Annotated in this window: 15 protein-coding genes and 1 other RNA gene; 8 read left to right on the forward strand and 8 right to left on the reverse strand. The window is 67.2% G+C overall.

Annotation, left to right across the window (positions count from 1 at the left end; translation table 11 throughout):
• Window positions 1-17: 17 nt before the first annotated feature.
• Both gloB and LNV23_RS12415 read left to right on the forward strand, forming a co-directional pair.
• Entirely contained in the window at window positions 18-836 is an 819-nt protein-coding gene (gloB, locus tag LNV23_RS12410; protein ID WP_263563256.1) for a hydroxyacylglutathione hydrolase, read from the forward strand.
• Window positions 833-2,506, forward strand: coding sequence for a transglycosylase SLT domain-containing protein (locus LNV23_RS12415; RefSeq protein ID WP_263563257.1), 1,674 nt, complete (start codon window positions 833-835; stop codon window positions 2,504-2,506). The genes gloB and LNV23_RS12415 overlap by 4 nt, the downstream gene beginning before the upstream one ends.
• Window positions 2,507-2,576: 70 nt before the next feature.
• Here the strand turns inward: LNV23_RS12415 and LNV23_RS12420 are convergent, their stop codons facing one another.
• Genes LNV23_RS12420 through dnaX form a run of 4 tightly spaced genes read right to left on the reverse strand, consistent with a single transcriptional unit; the run spans window position 2,577 to window position 6,102 of the window.
• Window positions 2,577-2,975, reverse strand: coding sequence for an MAPEG family protein (locus LNV23_RS12420; protein ID WP_263563258.1), 399 nt, complete (start codon window positions 2,973-2,975; stop codon window positions 2,577-2,579).
• Window positions 2,976-3,003: 28 nt separating this feature from the next.
• Window positions 3,004-3,603 carry a recombination mediator RecR gene (gene recR, locus LNV23_RS12425; protein ID WP_263519723.1) on the reverse strand — a complete coding sequence of 200 codons (600 nt, stop codon included), beginning with the start codon at window positions 3,601-3,603 and terminating at the stop codon, window positions 3,004-3,006.
• A 10-nt stretch (window positions 3,604-3,613) separates the two neighbouring features.
• On the reverse strand, window positions 3,614-3,940 hold the full coding sequence (locus LNV23_RS12430; RefSeq protein ID WP_263519722.1) for a YbaB/EbfC family nucleoid-associated protein: 327 nt from the start codon (window positions 3,938-3,940) through the stop codon (window positions 3,614-3,616).
• Between the two features lie 41 nt (window positions 3,941-3,981).
• Window positions 3,982-6,102, reverse strand: a complete 2,121-nt coding sequence (gene dnaX, locus LNV23_RS12435; RefSeq protein WP_263563259.1) for a DNA polymerase III subunit gamma/tau — start codon at window positions 6,100-6,102, stop codon at window positions 3,982-3,984.
• Between the two features lie 80 nt (window positions 6,103-6,182).
• Here dnaX and LNV23_RS12440 point away from each other — a divergent pair, with 80 nt between their 5' ends.
• The 5 genes from LNV23_RS12440 to ffs all read left to right on the forward strand — a co-directional run bounded on the left by LNV23_RS12440 (window position 6,183) and on the right by ffs (window position 10,838).
• On the forward strand, window positions 6,183-7,316 hold the full coding sequence (locus LNV23_RS12440) for an AIR synthase related protein (protein ID WP_263563260.1): 1,134 nt from the start codon (window positions 6,183-6,185) through the stop codon (window positions 7,314-7,316).
• A 58-nt stretch (window positions 7,317-7,374) separates the two neighbouring features.
• Window positions 7,375-8,037 (forward strand): response regulator, encoded by a 663-nt coding sequence (locus LNV23_RS12445; RefSeq protein ID WP_263519719.1) that lies wholly within the window; start codon window positions 7,375-7,377, stop codon window positions 8,035-8,037.
• The gene (locus LNV23_RS12450; RefSeq protein WP_263563261.1) at window positions 8,034-9,392 is read left to right on the forward strand and encodes a sensor histidine kinase; all 1,359 of its coding nucleotides are present in this window, start codon (window positions 8,034-8,036) and stop codon (window positions 9,390-9,392) included. Before LNV23_RS12445 ends, LNV23_RS12450 begins: the two co-directional genes overlap by 4 nt.
• Window positions 9,393-9,464: 72 nt before the next feature.
• Window positions 9,465-10,667 carry a serine hydrolase domain-containing protein gene (locus LNV23_RS12455; RefSeq protein WP_263563262.1) on the forward strand — a complete coding sequence of 401 codons (1,203 nt, stop codon included), beginning with the start codon at window positions 9,465-9,467 and terminating at the stop codon, window positions 10,665-10,667.
• A gap of 74 nt (window positions 10,668-10,741) precedes the next feature.
• Window positions 10,742-10,838: signal recognition particle sRNA small type (gene ffs / locus LNV23_RS12460), an RNA gene on the forward strand.
• Window positions 10,839-11,393: 555 nt separating this feature from the next.
• Here the strand turns inward: ffs and LNV23_RS12465 are convergent.
• Window positions 11,394-11,750 carry a hypothetical protein gene (locus LNV23_RS12465; RefSeq protein ID WP_263563263.1) on the reverse strand — a complete coding sequence of 119 codons (357 nt, stop codon included), beginning with the start codon at window positions 11,748-11,750 and terminating at the stop codon, window positions 11,394-11,396.
• Between the two features lie 40 nt (window positions 11,751-11,790).
• Here LNV23_RS12465 and LNV23_RS12470 point away from each other — a divergent pair, with 40 nt between their 5' ends.
• Window positions 11,791-12,543: a LamG domain-containing protein gene (locus tag LNV23_RS12470; protein ID WP_263563264.1), complete on the forward strand. Its 753-nt coding sequence runs from the start codon at window positions 11,791-11,793 to the stop codon at window positions 12,541-12,543.
• Window positions 12,544-12,577: 34 nt separating this feature from the next.
• Here the strand turns inward: LNV23_RS12470 and LNV23_RS12475 are convergent, their stop codons facing one another.
• The 3 genes from LNV23_RS12475 to LNV23_RS12485 form a co-directional block, all read right to left on the reverse strand.
• Window positions 12,578-14,449: a glycoside hydrolase family 35 protein gene (locus tag LNV23_RS12475; protein WP_263563265.1), complete on the reverse strand. Its 1,872-nt coding sequence runs from the start codon at window positions 14,447-14,449 to the stop codon at window positions 12,578-12,580.
• Between the two features lie 8 nt (window positions 14,450-14,457).
• Window positions 14,458-15,840 carry a Gfo/Idh/MocA family protein gene (locus LNV23_RS12480; RefSeq protein ID WP_263563266.1) on the reverse strand — a complete coding sequence of 461 codons (1,383 nt, stop codon included), beginning with the start codon at window positions 15,838-15,840 and terminating at the stop codon, window positions 14,458-14,460.
• A 120-nt stretch (window positions 15,841-15,960) separates the two neighbouring features.
• The gene (locus tag LNV23_RS12485; RefSeq protein ID WP_263563267.1) at window positions 15,961-17,361 is read right to left on the reverse strand and encodes a DUF3472 domain-containing protein; all 1,401 of its coding nucleotides are present in this window, start codon (window positions 17,359-17,361) and stop codon (window positions 15,961-15,963) included.
• Window positions 17,362-17,375: the final 14 nt, after the last annotated feature.

The raw sequence follows: 17,375 nt of genomic DNA on the forward strand, positions 1-17,375 counted from the left end.
GGAATGAAAACCTGCGCATGGAACTGACAGCCCTCCCCGCTTTCACGGACAACTACATCTGGATGCTCAGCGACGGCCGGGACGCCGTCGTCGTCGACCCCGGTCAGGCCGAGCCGGTGCTCGCAGCGCTGCAACAGCGTGGCCTGAGCCTGCGGGGCATTCTAGTGACGCACCACCATGGCGACCATGTCGGTGGCATCGCAGCGCTGCGCCCCCTGCTCGATGGCCAGGTCTGGGGCCCGGCGAACGAACACATACCCGAACCCTTCACGCCGCTGCGGGAAGGCCAGCGCCTGCAGCTGCTGGGCCTGGACATCGAGGTGATGGACGTGCCCGGCCACACCGCCGGCCACATCGCCTATGTGATCCGGCAGCCCGCGGCCGGCCAGAGCCCCTTGCTGTTCTGCGGCGACACCTTGTTTTCGGGCGGCTGCGGCCGGCTGTTCGAGGGCACACCGGCGCAAATGCAGGACTCGCTGGCGCGGCTCAGCGCCCTGGCGGCCGACACCCGGGTCTGCTGCACGCATGAGTACACCCTGGCCAATCTACGCTTCGCACGCGAGATCGAGCCCGACAACCGCGCCCTGGCCGAATACCAGGTCTGGTGCGAGGCGCAACGCGCCCAAGGTCAACCGACCCTACCCTCCCGCCTTGGACTGGAGCTGCAGATCAACCCCTTTCTGCGCTGCGCTGAGCCCAGCGTTCAGGCTGCAGCCCGTCGCCACGCCAGCTTCTCCGCCCTCGAGCCCTCGGCCGCGGGCGAGTTGCAAGCTCCGGCCGCCCCATCCCTCGCTGTCTTCGCCGCCCTGCGGCAATGGAAGAACGACTACCGATGACTTCACGCCCCACTTTGAGCTGCGGCCTGCAGCGCCTGTCCGCACTGGCACTGGCCGCCCTGCTCTGCGCTTGCGCCAGCAGCCCGACACAGACCGGCGAAACCAGCCCTCCCAGCGAACGCAACGCCTTGCCACGCAGCTTCGGCAGCCAGGCGGCTCCACCGGCCACCCCCGAGGCTCCGCTCTTGCTGAGCATGGGCAGCCAGACCGGGGCCGATGCGCTCGGCGCACCGACCGTGGAAGACAGCCTGCGCCCAGGCATGAAGATCGACCTGGACGCCCCGACCGCGCGCCGCGACCTCTGGGACCGCCTGCGCGCCGGCTTCCAATTGGAAGACCTGGAGAACGAGGGCGTGCGCCGCGCCGAGGCCTGGTACAGCGCCCGGCCCGACTATGTGCAGCGCATGACCGAGCGCGGCAGCCGCTATCTGTTCCACATCATCGAAGAGGTCGAGAAGCGCGGCATGCCGGCCGAGCTGGCCTTGCTGCCTTTCACCGAGAGTGCCTTCAACCCGCAAGCCATGTCCACCGCCAAGGCCTCTGGCATGTGGCAGTTCGTGCCGGCCACAGGCCGCGATTTCGCGCTCAAGCAGAACCTGTTTCGCGACGACCGCCGTGATGTACTGGCCTCGACCCGCGCCGCGCTCGACTACCTGGGCCGCCTGAACAAGATGTTCGGTGGCGACTGGCGCCTGGCGCTGGCCGCCTACAACTGGGGCCAAGGCAATGTGGCCAAGGCGATTGCGCGCAATCAGAAGGCCGGCCTGCCGACCGACTACGAGAGCCTGCGCATGCCTGAGGAGACGCGCTACTACATCCCCAAGCTGCAAGCGGTGAAGAACATCGTGCAGAACCCGGAGAAGTACGGCCTATCCCTGCCGCCGGTGGAAAACCACCCCTATTTCCTGAGCGTCCACATGGACCGCGATATCGACCTGGAAACCGCCGCCCGCCTGGCCGGCATCTCGCTGGAGAAGTTCAAGCAGTTCAACCCGCAGATGAACAAGCCGGTGATGTTGGCCGCCGGCAGCAACCAGCTGCTCCTGCCCTACGACAACGCCAAGGCTTTCGCCCAGAACCTCAACGCTCACCGTGGGCCGCTGGCCAGCTGGACCGCCTGGGTCGTGCCCAAGACCATGCACCCCTCGGTGGCGGCCAAGCAGGTCGGCATGGACGAAGAGCAGCTGCGCGAGGTCAACAAGATTCCGCCCCGCATGCTGGTCAAGCAAGGCTCCACCCTGCTGGTGCCGCGCACGGCCAAGCGCAGCGAGGACGTCTCCAGCCATCTGGCCGAAAACGCCTCGATCACTCTGGCCCCCGATGTGCCGGCCTTGCGCCGACTCAAACTCAAGGCCGGACGCAACGACAGCGTGACCACGGTGGCGGCGCGTTATGGCGTCAGCCCGGCGCAGCTGGCGCAGTGGAACAAGGTGGCAGTGGGCGCCAAGTTCAAACCCGGCCAGGCGCTGGCGGTGTACCTGCCCAACAAGCCGGCCGCCACGAAGCTCGCCAGCAACAAGGCCGCGAAACCGGCAGCCGCCAAGACCCGGGCCAGCAAGAACACCCGGGTGGCAGCGGCGGCCAAACCGGCCAGCAAGAGCAGCAAGTCGCGCCCGCTCACAGTCGCAGCGGCGCCCGAGACTGCGATGCGCACATCGATCAAGCGCTGAGTCTTCACGGCGCCAGCGCCACAAAGATCAACGGGGCCCGAGGGCCCCGTTTTCCATGCCGGCAAGCGCCTTATTTTGCGCCGACGAAGAACAGCGCAATGCTGCAGCCCAGGCCGACGAACCAGATCAGAGAGCGCAAGGCCGCCAGGTCGGCCAGATAAACGCCGATATAGCCGACCCGCGCGGCGATGAAGCCCATGGCCAGCGCATCGACCGTGGCCTGCGGCGCCTGCATTTGCTGCGCCGCCAGCACGCCAGCGATGAACAGAGGCAAAGCCTCGAAGCTGTTGGCCTGGGCGGCATTGGCGCGCGCCTGCCAGCCACTGAGGGTCGCCAGCCAGGCTCGGGGCTGGTGGTTGTCATAACCGCCTTCACGGCGACGCTTGCCAAAGCCCTTGGACTTGGCCAGACCGGCACAGACGATGGGCAGCAGGCTGGCGACGATGATGCAGGTGTTGGCGAGAGTCATGACTTCCTTGGGGTGAGGGCCGGGCCGATCAACGCCGATCGACCAAAGCGTGAGCGATGGTACCGAGATCCACATATTCCAGCTCGCTGCCCACCGGCACACCGCGCGCCAGGCGGGTGGCGCGGATGCCGCGCGAGCGCAGGGCCTCGGCCAGCACATGGGCGGTGGCCTCGCCTTCGGCAGTGAAGCTGCTGGCCAGAATCACCTCTTCCACGCCGGCCTCGGCGGCGCGGGCCAGCAACTCGGCCGCGCCGATCTGCTGCACGCCCACACCATCCAGCGGGCTCAGGCGCCCGAGCAAGACAAAGTAGTAGCCGCGGTAGGAATTGCTGCGCTCCAGCGCCGCCTGGTCGGCCGGTGTCTCCACCACGCAAAGCAGGCGCGCATCACGCTCGGGGTCGGCACAGACCCGGCACAGCGCCGTTTCGCTGAAAGTGTGACAACGCTCGCAATGGCCGATGTCCTCGGCGGCCGCGCGCAAGGCCCCGGCCATCAGGCGGGCGCCTTCACGGTCGTGTTGCAGCAGGTGGTAGGCCATGCGCTGGGCCGATTTCTGGCCCACGCCGGGCAGGCGCTTGAGCGCCTCGATCAGCGCGTCCAGCAAGCCGGCGGGCGACGATTCCGTCAACGTGCCGCGCTCAGAAAGGGAACTTCATGCCCGGGGGCAGAGGCATGCCTGCGGTCAGCTTGCCCATCTTCTGGGCGCTCACCTCTTCGGCGCGGCGCACCGCGTCGTTGAAGGCCGCGGCGACCAGGTCTTCCAGCATGTCCTTGTCGTCCGCCAGCAGGCTGGGGTCGATGGTGACGCGCTTGACCGCGTTCTTGCAGGTCATCAGAACCTTGACCAAGCCGGCGCCCGACTGGCCTTCCACCTCGACATTGGCCAGTTCATCCTGGGCCTTTTTGAGGTTGTCCTGCATGGCCTGGGCTTGCTTCATCAAGCCGGCGAGTTGACCCTTCATCATCTTCAATACTCCTCAATCAATGGTTCGGTGTTCGTTGGTTTTCAGTGGGACCGGATCGATCCCGGCACGATACGTGCGGTCTTGAACTGGGTCATCAAGGCCTGGGCAATCGGGTCGTCCAGCACGATCTGTTCGACCTGACGTTGGCGCGCCTGGATGCGGGCCAGATCGCGCAGCGCCGGCGAGTCCTGAGGCACGCCGGCCTCCAACTCGATCTGCACCGGCTTTTGCAAACCGGCCTCGAGGGCGACCTGCAGCTTGTCTCTCAGGGCCGGCTGACGCAGCGACTCACGCTCGACGCGCAGGCGCAGCTTGCAAAGGTCGGGGCCGTTCTCCAGGGCCACGCACTCGCTGCGCACGGCCAGCTCGCGGGTCAGGGCCAAGAGACCCATGGGCGCGATCAGCGCCGCCCATTGCGCACCGAGTTCGGTGGGCTGCAGGGGCACATCTTCACCGGCGGTGGAAGCATAGGACTGACGACCGGCCGGCTCGCGACTGCCACGTGGGGCCTGAGCCGGCTCGCCTTCGTCGAAAGCGGCCCCGCCTGCATACGAGCCAGCTGCGCCGTCTTCATCGCCCATCGGTGCATCGAGCCAGGGCGGCGGCTCACCGTCATCGCTGGGCCGGCCGTCGCCGGGCTCGTCCTCTACCACCGCCGCATGAACGACCGGGCGCGGGCGGAGGCGCGCACTGTGGCCATTTCCGCCGGCGGCTTGGGCTTCGGCTGGGCGAGTACGAAAGGCGGGCGCTGCGGGCTCAGGTACAGCTTCGGGCACGGGCTGTTGCGGCTGATAGGCAGCAGCCACTGGCTCCTGCGCCTGCGGCACCCGGATGGGCCGCGCTGGCGGCACTAGCTCGACACCAGCAAGCTCCGCGAGCGGAAGCTCGGGTGCCGGCAGCGGTTCTGGCGCAAGGACTGGCGCAGCAGCTGGCGCAGGTACAGCGGCAACAAGGGGCGCGACAGCCGGTGATACCGCGGGTGCCACGGCAGCCGCCGGCGGCGTCGCCCGCACCGGCCGAGCCAAGGCCGCGGCGGGCCTATTCAGCGTCTGGCCGGCCGCACCGGCGGGACGAAAGCTGAGCATGCGCAACAGCACCATCAGCAGGCCGGCGTATTCATCAGGCGCCAGGGCCAGCTCGGCGCGGCCGTGCAAGGCCATGCTGTACATCAGCTGGATTTCATCGGCCGGCAACAGCGCCGCCAGTCGTTCGGCCTCAGCCGTGTCCGGGTCGGTCTCGTCCAGAGCGCCGGGCGCAGCCTGGGCCACGGCCATCTGCTGCAACAGGCCGGCCAGGTCTTCCAGCGTGCCCGCAGCCGACAGGCCCAGGGCGCGCAGGCCGTCGGCCTGAGCCACCACGGCCGCACCGTCGGCGGCGGCCAGGGCATCGATGATGGCGACCACATGGCCACGGTCCACCGTACCCAGCATCTGACGCACGCCCTCTTCCACCAGCGAGCCGGCGCCGAAAGCGATCGCCTGGTCGGTCAGCGACAAAGCGTCGCGCATGGAGCCGCGCGCAGCGCGCGAGAGCAGGCGCAGCGCGCCCGCATCGGCCGGCACGCTTTCTTGCTTCAGCACTTGCGTCAGATGGCTGAGCACGGTCTGAGGCGCCATCGGCCGCAGATTGAACTGCAGGCAGCGCGAGAGCACGGTGACCGGCACCTTCTGCGGATCGGTGGTGGCGAGCACAAATTTCAGGTAGTCCGGCGGCTCCTCCAACGTCTTCAACATGGCGTTGAAGGCGGTGTTCGAGAGCATGTGGACTTCGTCGATCATGTAGACCTTGAAGCGGCCCATGACCGGTTTGTAGACCGATTGGTCGAGCAGCTGGCTGATCTCCTCGACCCCGCGGTTGGAGGCGGCATCGAGCTCGATGTAGTCGACGAAACGGCCGGCATCGATGGCCTGGCAAGCATCGCAGACGCCGCAGGGCGTGGCGGTGATGGTGCCCATGCCGTCGGGCCCGGTGCAGTTGAGGCTCTTGGCCAGGATGCGCGAGACCGTGGTCTTGCCGACGCCGCGGGTGCCTGTGAACAGATAGGCGTGATGCAGGCGTTGCTGGGTCAGTGCATTGGCCAGGGCCTGCACCACATGCTCTTGGCCCACCAGCTCTTCAAAACTGTGGGGGCGGTACTTGCGCGCGAGGACCTGGTAGCTCATGCGCGGCATTCTACGGGCCACCAGCCGCCCCGCCGGGCACCAGGGCCGGCCGGTGACCGGACAGGCGATAATCCCGGCCCATGAGCACGCCCGCATCCCACACCCCCTCCTCGCCCGACACCCTCAGCTACGAACAAGCCGGTGTCAATTACGACCTGATCGACCCGCTGAAGATCAGCGCGCAGCGTGCCGCGGCCGCCACCGGCGCCCATCTGGCCGCACATGGCTTCACGGAAGTGCTGGCCTCGCGCGGCGAGTCGGCCTATGTCGTGGATGTGGGCCCGTTCTATATCGCGTCCATCGTCGAATGCCTGGGCACCAAGACCCTGGTGGCCGACGAGATGCGCCAGCTGACCGGCAAGAACTACTACGACGGCATCGCCCAGGACACCATCGCCATGGCGGTGAACGACCTGATCACCGTCGGTGCCACGCCCCTGGTGGTGCAGGCCTACTGGGCCGCGGGCGGCTCGGACTGGTTCGGCGACAAGGGCCGGGCGCAAAGCCTGGTGGAAGGCTGGAAGCGCGCCTGCGACACCTGTCAGGTGGCTTGGGGCGGCGGCGAGACGCCCGCCCTGGCCGGCATCGTCGAGAGCGGCCGCATCGACCTGGCCGCCTCTTGCACCGGCCTGATCAAGCCCAAAGAACGCCTCTCGGTGGGCGACGAGCTGGGCGCCGGTGACGCCATCGTGCTGCTGGCCTCCAGCGGCATCCATGCCAACGGCCTGAGCCTGGCTCGCAAGCTGGTCGAGCGCCTGCCGCAAGGCTATCTGACCGAAATCGAGCCGGGCCTGAGCTATGGCGACGCCCTGCTCGCCCCCACCGTGCTGTATTCGCCGGTGACCGAAGCGCTCTACAAGGCCGGCATCCAGCCGCATTACTGCGCCAACATCACCGGCCATGGCTGGCGCAAGCTGCTGCGCCATCCGGGCCAGTTCACCTACCGCATCCACACCGTGCCCCCGGTCACGCCGGTGCTGAAGTTCATGCAGGAGCACGCCAAGCAGGATGACCGCGAGGCCTACTCCACGCTGAACATGGGCGCCGGCTTCGCCATCTTCGTGCCCGCGGCCGACGCCGCCCGCACGGTGGAAGTGGCCAAGGCCTGCGGCATCGAGGCCTGGGTCGCCGGCAGCCTGGAAGTGGGCGAGAAACAGCTGCTGATCGAGCCTCTGAACATCCGCTTCAGCGACGACGACCTGCAGCTGCGCTGATTCCGGCGCGCCGCGCATCGACACAGGGCGGCTGCGGCTGCCCTTTCTTTTTCCAGCCATGCACATCCTGCTGATCGAAGACGATTTATCGCTCGGCGCGGCGCTGCTGGAGGCGCTGAAGCTGGACGGCTTCAGCGTCCAGTGGCTGCGCCGGGCCGGCGACGCGCCACACCGGCTTGCAGATGCCGGCTGCGAAGCCGTGCTGCTGGACCTGGGCCTGCCCGATGGCAGCGGGCTCAGCTTGCTCAAGGCCTGGCGAGCCCAGAACGACGCCACAGCCATCCTCTTGATCACCGCGCAGGGCGAACTCGACGAACGCCTGGCCGGGCTTGACGCTGGCGCCGACGACTATCTGGTCAAACCCTTCGCAATTCCCGAGCTGCTGGCGCGCCTGCGTGCCGTGCGGCGGCGGCAAGCGGCGCAGACCGGCAAGGAGTGGAAATTCGGCGCACTGAGCTTGCTGCCGCAACAGTCCTTGGCCCGCATCGAGGGCCGCAGCCTGGAACTGACCCCGCGCGAGTTCCAGCTGCTGCTGGCCCTGGCCGAAGGCGGCGGTGAGGTGGTCGGCAAACACAAGCTGGCGCAAAAAATGGAGCCGCTGGGTGAGGCCATGGACAGCGCTGCGCTGCAAGTGCATCTGAGCAATCTGCGCCGCAAGATCGGTGCGCAACGCATTGGCACCCTGCGCGGCGTCGGCTACTGGCTGGAGTCCCTGCCATGAGGCGCAGCCTGGGGCGCCGCACGGTGGGCGCCTTGCTGCTGGCCTTCGCCCTGATCGCACTGGGCGTGGTGAGCCTGAACTATTGGTCGGTGCGCCAGGACATGAGCCGGCAGTCGCAAGCCAATCAGCTGGGCCGCCTGCTGGCCCGCAGCCTAGACGGCCTGGAGAATGAAGACAGCGCGCGCGCCGTTCTGCGCGGCTTCCTGGCCGAATTTGATCAACTGCGCGAAGAGGCCGCCTGGGAAGCCGGGCAATTGAGCGTGGAACTGCTCCGGCGCGACGGGCAGCGGGTTTTTCACAGCGGCCCCGAGCTCGGCGACAGCCGGTGGCCCGAAGGCATGAGTCAGCTGAATCTGGCCGGCAGGCCCTATGCCACCTTCCGGGCCGAGGGCCCGCTCTGGACGCTGCGAATCGCCGACCCGCTGCCCAGCGATGCCATGCTGCTGCAATGGCTGGCCTCGGAGGTGGGGCCGTCCCTCGCCCTGGCCCTGCCGGTGCTGCTGCTGACGCTCTGGCTGGCTGTGCGCAGCGGCCTGCGGCCCTTGCGCGAGTTCACCGCGCGCATCGCTGCGCTGGACCTGCGCCGCGATCTGGCGCCGCTGCAGCTGGATCTGCGCTATGCCGAGCTGCAACCGCTGGCCCATGCCTTCGACCGCCTGCTGAGCCGCCTGAGTGAGCAACGGGCCCATGAGCGGGCTTTCGTCCACGACGCCGCCCATGAGCTGCGCACGCCGCTGGCAGCGCTGGGCGCCCACACCCATGTGCTACTGCACAGCCCGGACGAAGCCGGCCGGCAAGGGGCAGCCGCGGCCTTGCTGCAAGGCGTCGAGCGCACCGCTCATCTGTCGCAGCAGCTGCTCGACCTGGCACGCCTGGACCCAGCCGCCGGTCCCGCCCCGAGCGCCGACTTTGACCTGGTCGAGCTCTGCGCCTGGGTGCTGCAACAAGCCCACCCGCAGGCGCGCCAACGCCAGGTCAGCTTGGCGCTGGACGGGCCTGAGCATTGGCCCTGGCACGGGCCCCGCCACGCGTTGCAATCGCTGCTGCAAAACCTGGTGGACAACGGCCTGCGCTACGGCGCGCGCGAGGTGCAGATCGAACTGAGCCCGCTGGGCCCCGCAGCGCTGCGCCTGGCCGTGCGTGATGACGGCCCGGGGATTGCGCCCGAGCTGCGCGGCCGCATGTTCGAGCGCTTCTGGCGCGGCGAGCATGCCCAAGAGCCCGGCAGTGGACTGGGCCTGGCGATTGCGGCCCAGGCCGCGCGCGGCCTGGGCGTCGAGCTGCGCTGCGGGCCAGGCCTGCATGGCCGCGGCATCGGCTTCGAACTGGACTTGCCCAGCCAAACACCGGGCTGAACGAGCTTTAGACGTTCTTTAGCACCCGCTGCCAAGAATCGCCGACTTCACACCTTGGAGTCACTGCTCGCCATGTCCGCCCCGCTCTTGCGCCGCCGCGCCTTTCTGCCCCTGCTACCCGCCTTCCTTATCTTGCCTGCCGCCGTCTTGAGCGCTTGCGGTGGCGGGGCGGAGCGCGAAGAAATTCGCCATCCCGAGTTACTTCAAGAAGCCGCACGCCTGAACGATGTGGCAGGTGCAGCGGTGGCAGCCGGCCTGGTCGGCGCCGTCTTCGGCAGCCAGCCTGAAGGACTGCAAAAGCTCTACCTCGGCAGCGCCGGCCTGAGCCAGCAGTCGCAAGGCCCGGCCCTGTCCAGCGAGCAGCCCTTTCAGCTCGGCTCCTTGAGCAAGTCGATGACGGCCGCCTTGGCCGCTGAGCTGGTGCGCCAGGGCAAGCTGCGCTGGGACAGCCGCCCGGCCGAACTCCTGCCCGAGCTCATCGCCCTGCAACATCCGGAATTCGCTGCCATCACCTTGCGCCAGCTGCTCGACCATCGCAGCGGCCTGCCGGCTTTTCAGGATCCCAGCGAACTCGAAGAGCTGGCAGACTACCTGGCCATCCAGACGGAGCCCCTGCCGACGAGCGACCGCGAGCGCCGACGCCTGCTCGCACGTTGGATGCTGGCACGCAAGCCCGCGCTGCCGCCTGGGCAGGAGCTGCTCTACTCCAACGCCGGCTACACCTTGGCAGGCGCCATGATGGAGGCCGCCACCGGCCAGGACTTCGACAGCCTGCTGCTGAACTGGGCCCGTGGCCTCGGCCTGGAACTCAGCTTGAATCCACCACCTCGCGCGCCGCAAGGCCATGTGGGGCCCACGCCGCAGAGCTTGAAGCCCTTCGAAGCGCTGGCGCCGGAATGGGCGGTCTGGGTGGACGGCGCGCTGCGCCCCTCGGGCAATGTCTGGATGACCCCGGCCGCCTACGGCCGCTGGCTGGCGGAGCATCAGCGCGCCCTGCAAGGCCAGAGCCATGGCCTGGCACCCGAATATGTTCAGCGCCTGCGCCAATTGCCCGAAGGCGAGTACGGCCTGGGCTGGGTGGCCATGCAGGCCCAGGGCCAGCGCGGCTTGGTCCACACCGGCGCCTACCTTGGGTTCATGGGCATGGTCTTTGTGCAGCAAGGAGGCAAGCAAGCCTACTTCGGCTTGAGCAATACCGAAGGCAATAACGAAGATGGGAACAGTTGGGTGCTGAATGTGCTGACCCAGGCCGTGCTGCAACTGGCCAGCCGCTGAACTTGGGCGCTGCTTGAGCGCCTGCGCATGCCCCTCGGCTCGAGAGCCCTGAGGCATCGACTACAATGCGTCCTGACGGGCCTCCTCGCATGGAAGCGCGGCCAACCGGGTCAGGTGGGGAACCAAGCAGCCCTAGCCGTTGTGACCAGTGCCGAGGTCGGGCTCGTCAACCCCAATTCTGAATTCAAGCCCGCCGAGCCCACTGCTCGGCGGGCTTTTTTCTGTGTGGTCGACAGGTGGACTGAGTCGGCAATCGGCACAAAGCAACCAGCTCGTCCTGCCTCGTGCGGCCCTGCAGTCCGGGCCGCCGCCGAGCTCATGGTTCCGGGGTCGGCCCTGCCGGGCCGACTGCCTTGCGCTGCTCGCGCCTCGGGGCTGGCGCATAACTCACTTCACTCACTGCGTTCGTTCCGTTCAGACAGACGCGCCAAGTCAGAGCTTGAANAAGCTTGCATCGCGGTCGATGTGCCCCTCGACGGTGGAACTCGCCACACTCGGAGGTGGCTCGGCCCGCCGACGGGTGATTTGTGCGCGGCCGAGGGCGCAGCGGAGCGGGTCAGGCGGGCGCGTCAGCGAACGCTTCAAGCTCTGACTCGGCGCCACTGTTTGACCACAGTGAGCGCAGCGAACGGAGGGAGTTTGGCGCCGCTGAGCCGCGCAGTGAGCACCGAGGGCAGTCGGCTCGCAGAGCCGACCCGGGCACCATGAGCGCGGCGGCGGGCAGAGTCACCGCAGCGCGAAAACCTGGCCATCGAAGTTCGGCGATGTGCCGTCTGCTGACCCTTTTGCATGATGGCGCTGAGTACGCCCCAATGTCTGCAGGGCAGAACAGAGCCACTGAGCGAGCGATCTAAACGAGTGAACTGTGGAATATGTGTCGAGCCGTCCAAGGCGTGAAACGCCGCGCCGGGCCAGCGCTTGTATTCTGAAATCGGCGAGCAAGGTCTCACACGACACGCTCCGTTCCACACCAAAAGGCGGCCCGGTTGGCGTCAGCGACGGTACCCAGTCCGATTCATCAACACTGAGCGCAACCATGCCAAAGCCGACCACTTCACCCACGCGAACTTCCCAATTCAGCAAGTCAGTGCGAGGCCTTTCCCTCGCCTGCGCATTTGGCGCCATGGCCGCCCTCGCACAAGCTTCGCCGGTCTTGCAAGGCCTCTACCTGCTGGACGGCAACGGAGTCAATGCCGCCGGTTCGGGGCCGAACCTCACAGCACCCGGTGCCGCTGTTTCCTTCGTCACCGGCTTGAGCGGTCAAGCAGCCTCCTTCGACGGCAGCGGCCGGTCCTGGCTGCGCGCCAATATCAACTCCAGTGGCAACACCAACCCCAGCTTCTCCTGGGGTGCCTGGGTCAAGCTGGCCGACCCCAATGCCTGGAACATTTTCTTGTCCAACGACAACGGCGGCTGGGACCGCTTCACCCAGGCCAACGGTGGCCGCTGGTCGGTTTCACACAATGGCGTCGTTCGATCGGGGGCGGCGAGCAGCAATGAGTGGACCCTGATCTCGCAGACCTTCGACGGCATCAACCAATCGCTCTACGTCAACGGCGTGCTGGCGATGACGGTGGCGGACAGCCCCAACGCCTCCCAGAGCTTCATCGACATCGGCCGCAACGCCAACGGCGCATATCCGCTGCGTGGGCTGATGGACAGCGTGTTCTTCTTTGACGACACCCTCAGCGCCCAGCAGATGGCGACCATCAACGCGGGCGGCGCCAAAGGAAGCGGTGTGCTGGCTGTGGCCGGTCTGGGCGGCACCGTTCCTGAACCTTCGAGCCTGATGCTGGTTGGCATCGCCGGCCTCCTGTTGCTGCGCAGCCAGGCCCAGCGCGGCCGACGCATGCAAGATGCCAGCACGACGAGCTAAAGCCTCGGTGGGCCATCGCTCACCGGCGACGCGGTCAGGGATTCATCGCTTCGAAGCCCCTGACCTCAGGGCCCTGCCCTGCAGGAGCATTCTGCGTTTCATGCGTGTCGCGCAGATCCAGCACGATCAGCTCATTGCGACCGCGATGCAGCCAAGGTGCGGGCAGGTAGAGCCGCTGCTGGGGGCCGATGTTCCAGTAGCGGCCAAGGTTGTGGCCGTTGACCCAGACCATGCCTTTGCCGAATTGAGAGAGGTCCAGGAAGGTATCGGCCGGCCTGCCGGTGATCTCGAAACTGGCCTTGAAGAAACGGCCCGGTCGTGGGTCCAGCGCCGCCACGGATGCCGCGGCCGGCAACCCCTGCACCCAGCGCTCGCGCAGAGGCAGCGGGTGGTGGTCCCAGCCCAGCAAGGTCATGCCGTTGAGGCTCACGCGTTCGGTGATTCCTTTGCGGTCGACCAGCAGCGGGCCGAAGTTGATGCGCCCCATGGCCTCAACCAGGATCTCCAGCAGCGGCTCGGCCGCATCGCTGGCGGGCAGTTCCAGGCTGTTCTCGCCCAGGCGGCGGTCCAAGTGACCGATCAGGCGGCCATCGAGGTACACACTGGCCAAGTCATGCAGACCATGCAGGACCAGCTTGCCGCTGCGCGCGCCGACCAGGCGGGTGCGGTAGAGCATCAAGCCCTGCTCATGGCCCAATGCTTCGAAGGTTTTGGGATGCGAGCTGCGCAGCGCTGGAGGCAAGTGTTGCCAGAGCGAGGCATGCGGCTCCAGCTGCATGGCTGGCAGGCTCATCACCGGGATCGGCGCGGGCAACTCGGGCAAAGGGTTGCGATCCTGGCGCAAGGCCGCGATGCGCTCGCGCAGCTGGAAGTACTTGGCGCGCGGCCGACCTTGCTCGTCGATCGGCGCGTCGTAGTCGTAGCTGGTGACATCGGGCTCATAGCCCTTGCCGCCTGAGTTGGCGCCAGCGGTGAAGCCGAAATTGCTGCCACCATGGGCGACGTAGAAGCTGAAGGACTTGCCCGCGCGCAGCAGGAAATCCACCTCCTTCAACAAAGGCTCGACTTCAGGCCGGGCCCAGGCCTCGCCCCAGTGGGTCAGCCAGCCGGGATAGGTTTCGCTGCTGAAGACCGGCACGCCGGGGTTGAGGCGCTGGGCCAGCTCGAAGTGGGCCGGCTCACTGCCCGAATCCAGGCCCACGGCCACGCCGGGCAGGCTGCCGGCGCCCAGCATCTGGGCGGTCGGGCCATCGGCGGTGTAGAACGGAATCTGCCAGCCCTCGGCGCGCCAGAGCGCAGCCAAGCGCTTGAGATAGCCGCGGTCATTGGCATAGCTGCCGTATTCGTTTTCGATCTGCAGCATCGCAATCGGCCCGCCGCGCTGGATCTGCAGCGGCGCCAGCGCTCGGGACACAGCGCGCACATAACGCGTCACCGCCTGCAGATAGCGCGGGTCCTGGCCGCGCAGGCCAATATCGGCATGGGCCAGCAGATAGGGCGGCAGGCCGCCCAGATCCCATTCACCACAGACGTAGGGCCCGGGGCGCAGCAGCAGCAGCAAGCCCTCGGCCTGGGCCAGGCGGGCGAAGCGGGCGATGTCGCGGCTGCCGGTCTTGAAATCAAAGCGGTCCGGCCGCGCCTCGTGTTGATTCCAGAACAAGTAGATCGGCACCGCATTGCAGCCCATGGCGCGCGCCATGCGCAGGCGGTGCTGCCAGTACTCGGGCGGGATGCGCGCAGGGTGCATCTCACAGCCGATCAGCTGGGTGGGCTGGCCATTCAGCAGGAACTCGTCCCTGCCCAGCTCGAAGCGCGCGGGCGCGCTCCAGGCTGGGGCGGAAAACGAACCGACCAGGACCAGCGCCAGCAGGCCGGCGATCCAGGAACTGCGACGCGGATTGCTCATGCTGCCGCTCAGTACTTGTCGTCGAAGGCGAAGATGGGCTTGCGCGTCTTCCACAGGCCTTCGGTGAAGTCCGGGAAGGCCAGGGTCTTGAAGCCCTCGGCGATGGACTGCTCGGACAGCGGCGTGATCGCGCTCCAGGCCACAGCGTCGTAGATGTCAATGGGCATGGGCGCATTGGCCTTGAGTGCTTCGACAAAGGCGTGAACGACGAAGAAGTCCATGCCGCCATGGCCGGCGCCTTCGGCCTTGGCCGCGTACTTCTTCCACAGCGGGTGTTCGAACTTGTCCTGATAGGCCTTGAAGTCCTCCCACTGGTGGGGCTTGCTGATGCCTTCGATGTGGATGGAGTGGTTCAAGTCCATCCACAGGCCATCGGTGCCTTGCACGCGGAAGCCCAGGGAATAGGGGCGCGGCAGCGAGGTGTCGTGCTGCAGGATGATGGTTTCGCCGTTCTCGCAGGCCAGGGTGGTGGTGACCACATCGCCGAGCTTGAACTTCACCTTGGCGCTGGGGTGGTCCTTGGCGCCCATCTTCTTGCCCACGTAATCGCTCAGGCCACGGGCCTTGCTGGCGAAGGCATTGATGTGGGTGAAACGGTTGCCGCGGTGGATGTTGGCGTACATGGCGCAGGGGCCGATGCCGTGGCTGGGGTAGAGCTCGCCATTGCGCTGTACCGAATGCTCGGTGCGCCAGCGCGCTTCGCTCCAGCCCTTCTCGCCGAACTCCACGCCGCTGCCGTAGGGCTTGGCCGGGTCACCGTTGTTGAACTTGACCGCACGCAGATCGTGCTGGTAGCCGCCCTGCAGATGGACCAGCTCGCCGAACAGGCCGGCGCGCACCATTTGCAGCACCGCCATCACATCGCGGCGGAAGCAGACGTTTTCCAGCAGCATGTATGGCGTGCCGGTGCGCTGCTGGGCGCGCAGCACGTCCCAGTGGTCTTGCAAGGTGATGCCGGCCACCACCTCGCAGCCCACGGGCACCTTGGCATTCATCGCATCGATGGCCATGGAGGCATGCAGCTCCCAGGGCGTGGCGATGATGACGCCGTCCAGGCCTTTTTGCTCCAGCAGCTTGCGGTAGGCGAGCTTGTCGCCGCTCTCGCCGTAGGTCTGCGGCTTGGCTTTCTTGAAGCGCTCCACCATGGCCAGCGCGCGGCCCAGCATGATGGGCTCGATGTCGCACAGGGCCACCACCTCGACATCGTCGCGGCGCAGCAGCTCGGTCAGCAAGACCTGGCCCCGCATGCCGGTGCCGATCAGGCCCAGGCGCAGGCGCTCACGGCCGGCCGCGCGGGCCGCCGCAGGCATCAAGGTGCTCAAACCCGCGGCGCCCAGGGCAGCGGAGCTGGTGGAGAGGAAATGTCGGCGTTGCATGGTGCGTGCGTGCATGAGGAAGAAAAAAGGGGGAAAGGACGAAAAACTGCGAGCTTGAACTTCAGCAGACGGCGCCGGCGCATTGTGGCGCCGCGCACCCGAGCGCGAAAGCCCGGGCGCGAAGCGGCCTGCCGATCAAGGCAAGGCGCTCAAATCCACGTTCGGCTTCTTGCCGGTCAACGGGCGGGTGAAGCTCTGGTTGGCCGGCACGGTCTCGTTGAAGAAGCCGCCGTTGCGCAGATAGAACTGGCCGCTGGCGTCGACACCGCCGGCAAAGTCCAGGCGCTGGCGGGTGCCGCCGGTCGGGTCGACGGTGAACCAGCCCTTGTTCAGCTCGGTCCAGGCGCCGCTCTTGTTGACGGCCCATTGCTGGCCCATCAGCATCTTGCGGCCAGCGAAGCCGTTGGTGTCGATGAAGTTCTCGCAGAAGGAATAGGGGCCGGTCAGCCAGGTGTTGGTGTTGGGCCGCTTCCAGGTGGCGATGAAGCGCCACTGCCCCTGCTCCACCGCGTAGAACCAGGAGGAATACAAGGTGTTGCCCTGGCCGTCCGGGCGCACCCGGGTGATGAAGGGATAGGTGGTGCCGGCCTTCCAGGGGTAGACCAGATAGCTCTGGCCGCCCGTGCCCTCGCCGCCGAACTCGTTGCTGACGACCTCGGGACCTTTGTTCACCAAGGTGGTCTTGCCGCTGTCGGCATCCCAAACCGAGAACAGCACCCAGCGTTCTTCTTCCTTCACCTGGATGCCGAAGTAGCCCTCGCCAAAGCCATTGGCCATGAAGTAAGACCCGACAGCGTCTTCGCCCACCGGAATGGTCAGCTCGTTGTAGAGGTACTCGGTGTTGGCCGGCGCGCTGTAGCTCATGTGCACCGAGGGGCCGCGGCGTGACCAGTAGTAGCCCCAATCGGCCTCGACATTGGCAAACACCAAGCCGGCCGCAGCCGTGCCCGTCAGCTCGATGGCCTGCAGCTGCGCGAACTCGGCGCCGGTGCGGCTCAGGCCCTGCACATCGATGCGCACATAGCCGGCCTGCGGCACATCGACCGTGGCCTGGGTGGTGAAGGGGCCGGCCGTGGGCGTCAGGCGCAGATTGAACTTCTTGCCCAGGGCAGAGACGCGCACCTGGCTGACGCTGCCGGGCGGCACCGTGCCCTTGAGGCTGATATTGAACTTGCCGGGCTGGGCCACGCGCACCCAGCTGCTGATGACGGTGCGGGCATCGCTCCAGTCCATCAGGCCTTCGTTGTAAGAGATCCACTCGGGCGCATCGGGCGCTGCGCTGGTGATGAAGGCATTGCCGGCCAGGGCCACGCGGGCGGGGCCTGGCTTGGCGGCAGTTGCGCCGGCGGCTGCGACGCCTTCGCCCCGGGCAGCCGCCTGCGCGCGCAGGCTGCTGGGGGCTGAATCGGCAGCGTCGGCGGCAGCGCGGGCGAGGCTGGGCTCCTCCGCCAGCGAGGCCGCGCCACCGCAGGCACTCAGGCCCAGCAAGGCCGCCAGCAACAAGGCATGGCGGAACACAGATCCAGAGTCAGACATGGCAGTTCTCGCAA

It is taken from the genome of Kinneretia sp. DJ1R-11, from assembly GCF_025717595.1.
Lineage (GTDB): Bacteria > Pseudomonadota > Gammaproteobacteria > Burkholderiales > Burkholderiaceae_C > Paucibacter_A.